The sequence below is a fragment of the Pseudoxanthobacter sp. genome, assembly GCF_036822375.1.
In the GTDB taxonomy this organism is placed as follows: Bacteria; Pseudomonadota; Alphaproteobacteria; order Rhizobiales; family Segnochrobactraceae; genus Pseudoxanthobacter.
Map to the genome: position 1 here is coordinate 1 of NZ_DAISHT010000291.1, position 3,537 is coordinate 3,537.

Consider the following 3,537-nt stretch of genomic DNA (forward strand, 5'->3'; position numbering starts at 1 on the left):
CGACTACTTCCTTGCCGGGCGTGCGGTTCGGGTTTCCCGTTCCAAGCGTTGGCTTCTTCACCCTGCAGGCTGGCCGTTTCAGCGGTTGTCGTCTGCGGAAGAGGAAGCGATTCGGCCTTCATTCGCCCGCCGGTCTGCCCTCTGGCATGCCGGCGACCGGGTCTTCCGGCCGGACGGCCGCCGTCTCCACAGCGGCGCCGAAGGGTCGTCTGCACCCCGGACCGGGTCAACCGTCCTGCCTGTGGAGTGCCCACGATGACGGATCGTATTGTCGATTTCCTGCGTTCGCGACGTCCCGAGGGTCCCTGCCTCGTGGTTGACCTCGATGTCGTGCGCGAGAACTTCCGCGCTTTCCGGCACTCCATGCCGGACACCCGCATTTTCTATGCGGTAAAGGCCAATCCGGCGCCGGAGATCCTCTCCACCCTTGCCGAAATGGGCTCGTGCTTCGACTGCGCTTCCGTTGCCGAAATCGAGATGGCGCTGGCCGCCGGCGCTACGCCGGACCGCATCTCCTATGGCAACACCATCAAGAAGGAGCGCGATATTGCGCGCGCCTTCGCCCTCGGCATCGGCCTCTATTCGGTGGACTGCGAGGCCGAGGTCGACAAGATCGCCCGTCAGGCGCCGGGCGCGCGCGTGTTCTGCCGCATCCTGTGCGACGGCGCGGGTGCGGAATGGCCGCTGTCGCGCAAGTTCGGCTGCGAGCCGGAAATGGCGGCCGGCGTGCTGGAGCACGCCTACCGCAACGGGCTCGATGCCTATGGCGTGTCGTTCCATGTCGGCTCGCAGCAGGCCAACACCGAGGCCTGGGACGGGGCGCTGGCAACGGCGGCGGGGCTGTTCCGCGAGCTGGCCGAGCGCGGCATCCGGCTGCGCATGGTCAATCTCGGCGGCGGTTTCCCGACCCGCTACCTGCGCGACGTGCCGGGCGTGCCGAACTACGGCCAGTCGATCCTCGATGCGATCAGCCGTCATTTCGGCAACCGCCTGCCGGAAACCATCATCGAGCCCGGCCGCGGCATGGTCGGCGGTGCCGGCATCATCAAGGCCGAGGTGGTGCTGATCTCCCGCAAGCAGGCTGACGATCCCGTCCGCTGGGTCTATCTCGACATCGGCAAGTTCGGCGGCCTCGCCGAGACCATGGACGAGGCGATCCGCTACCCGATCCGCACGCTGCGCGACGACGGTCCGTCCGCGCCCTGCGTGCTGGCCGGCCCGACCTGCGATTCCGCCGACGTGCTCTACGAGAAGACGCCCTACCCGCTGCCGATCTCGCTGGAGATCGGCGACGAAGTGCTGATCGAGGCCACCGGCGCCTACACCACGACCTATTCGGCAGTTGCCTTCAACGGCTTCCCGCCGCTGCAGTCCTACGTGATCTGAGCCTGAAGGTCCGCCCGCCGGAAACCCGGCGGCCGCGCACCGGCAGCAACAGCCCCCGTGTCGCCCCCCGGCGGCGCGGGTGCGGTGTGCTGCCCGGGTGCCTGCGGCTGCCCGTTCCGGGTGCTTCCTCAACCCCCGCTTCGGGAGGTTTGATCCCATGATCGTCATTCGCGACGAAGTGGCGGCCGATACCGGCGCCCGCGAGGCGCTGCTCGACCGGGTGTTCGGGCCGGCGCGTTTCCTCAAGTCTTCGGAACGCATCCGCAAAGGCCGCCTGCCGGCCGAAGGGCTGGCACTGACCGCCGAGGACGACGGCCGCCTCGTCGGCACCGTGCGGCTGTGGCCGGTTTCGGCCGGCGGCCGTCCCGCGCTTCTGCTCGGCCCCATTGCCGTCGATCCGGCCCTGCAGGGGGCCGGCCTCGGCAGCCGGCTGATGCGGCACGCGCTCGGCATCGCCCGCGCAGCCGGCCATGGCGCCGTGCTGCTGGTGGGCGACCCGGAATATTATATCCGCTTCGGCTTTTCGGCCGTCCTCACCGACGGGCTCACCATGCCGGGCCCGACCGAACGGCGCCGCTTTCTGGCGCTGGAACTGAGCGAGGGCGCGCTTGCCGGCGCCCGCGGCCGCGTGGTGCCAACCGGTGCACGGGCCGGCAGCCGCACGGCCCGCCCGGCCGCAGCGGCACGCATCGCCGCCTGACCCCGGTCCGCACGGACCCGGTCGGCATGAATCCGGTCGTCATGAATCCGGTCGGCGGAAACCCGGCCGCCTGATTCGCTGGCCGGCGGCCGGCACCGCCCTTATCCGCCCCCCATCCCTGCCCCGCCCCGCCCCGGCCGGCTGCCGCGGCGGGGCGCTGCCGTGTCACGCCCCTCACAACATCTTGATCGGACGGGCATTCCTGCCGGCGCCGGGCGCTGTCACACGCCCGTCGCCGAGCCCGGCTTGGATCGGAACCGAGCCGCCGGCCGCTGCCCGCAAAAGACGCCGGATTGCTTTTCCCGCAACGGGACGCGAGAACTAGGGCGCAAATCAGCGTCGCCTCTGACGCAAAGGAGAGTGGAAGAATGACAGACTGGCCCGTTTACGCCCGCATCGATGGACCCGTTGTGCTGATCGGACTCGGCTCGATCGGACGGGGCACGCTGCCGCTGATCGAGCGCCATTTCGAATTCGACCGCTCCCGGTTCGTTGCCATCGATCCCCTGACCACCCATCAGGCACTGGCCGAATCCTATGGTGCGCGCTTCATTCAGGCCGAGCTGACGCCGGAGAACTATCGTGCGCTGCTGACGCCGCTGCTGTCCGGCCCCGGTCGCGGCTTCTGCATCAACCTGTCGGTCGACGTGTCGTCGGTCGCCATGATGGAACTCTGCCGCGAACTCGGCGCCCTCTACATCGACACCGTGGCCGAGCCGTGGAAGGGCTTCTATTTCGACAACAGCAAGGGCCCGGCCGACCGCTCCAACTATGCCCTGCGCGAAGCCGTGCTGGAGGCGCGCCGCCGCAGCCCCGGCGGACCGACCGCGGTTTCGTGCTGCGGGGCCAATCCGGGCATGGTGTCGTGGTTCGTCAAGCAGGCGCTGATGAACATCGCCGCCGAAACCGGCCTTGAGATCGAGGCGCCGAAGTCGCGCGAGGCATGGGCCGATCTGGCCGCCACGCTCGGCGTGCAGGGCATCCACATTGCCGAGCGCGACACCCAGCGCGCCCGCGAGCCGAAGCCCGACAACGTGTTCGTCAACACCTGGTCGGTGGAAGGCTTCGTGTCGGAAGGTCTGCAGCCGGCCGAACTCGGCTGGGGCACCCACGAAACGTGGATGCCGGAGACCGGCCGCACCCACACCGGCGGTTGCGGCGCGGCGATCTATCTGCTGCAGCCCGGCGCCAACACCCGCGTGCGCACCTGGACCCCGCTGACCGGTCCGCACTACGGCTTCCTCGTCACCCACAACGAGGCGATCTCGATTTCCGACTACTACACCCGGCGGGCGGCAGACGGCGCGGTCACCTATCGTCCCACCTGCCACTACGCCTACCACCCGGCCAACGATGCCGTGCTGTCGCTGCACGAGATGTTCGGCGCAGAAGGGCTGATGCAGCCGTCGTGGAAGATCCTGTCGGAAGACGAGATCGTCTATGGCCGCGAC

At 69.0% G+C, this 3,537-nt stretch carries 3 protein-coding genes; all 3 read left to right on the forward strand.

Annotation, left to right across the window (positions count from 1 at the left end; all coding sequences use genetic code 11):
* The first annotated feature begins 255 nt into the window (after positions 1–255).
* Positions 256–1,386: a type III PLP-dependent enzyme gene (locus tag V7067_RS16605; RefSeq protein WP_334177005.1), complete on the forward strand. Its 1,131-nt coding sequence runs from the start codon at positions 256–258 to the stop codon at positions 1,384–1,386.
* A 157-nt stretch (positions 1,387–1,543) separates the two neighbouring features.
* Positions 1,544–2,086 (forward strand): N-acetyltransferase, encoded by a 543-nt coding sequence (locus V7067_RS16610; protein WP_334177006.1) that lies wholly within the window; start codon positions 1,544–1,546, stop codon positions 2,084–2,086.
* 368 nt (positions 2,087–2,454) lie between these two features.
* The coding region (locus tag V7067_RS16615) for a saccharopine dehydrogenase NADP-binding domain-containing protein (protein ID WP_334177007.1) at positions 2,455–3,537 on the forward strand (1,083 nt) is incomplete at its 3' end.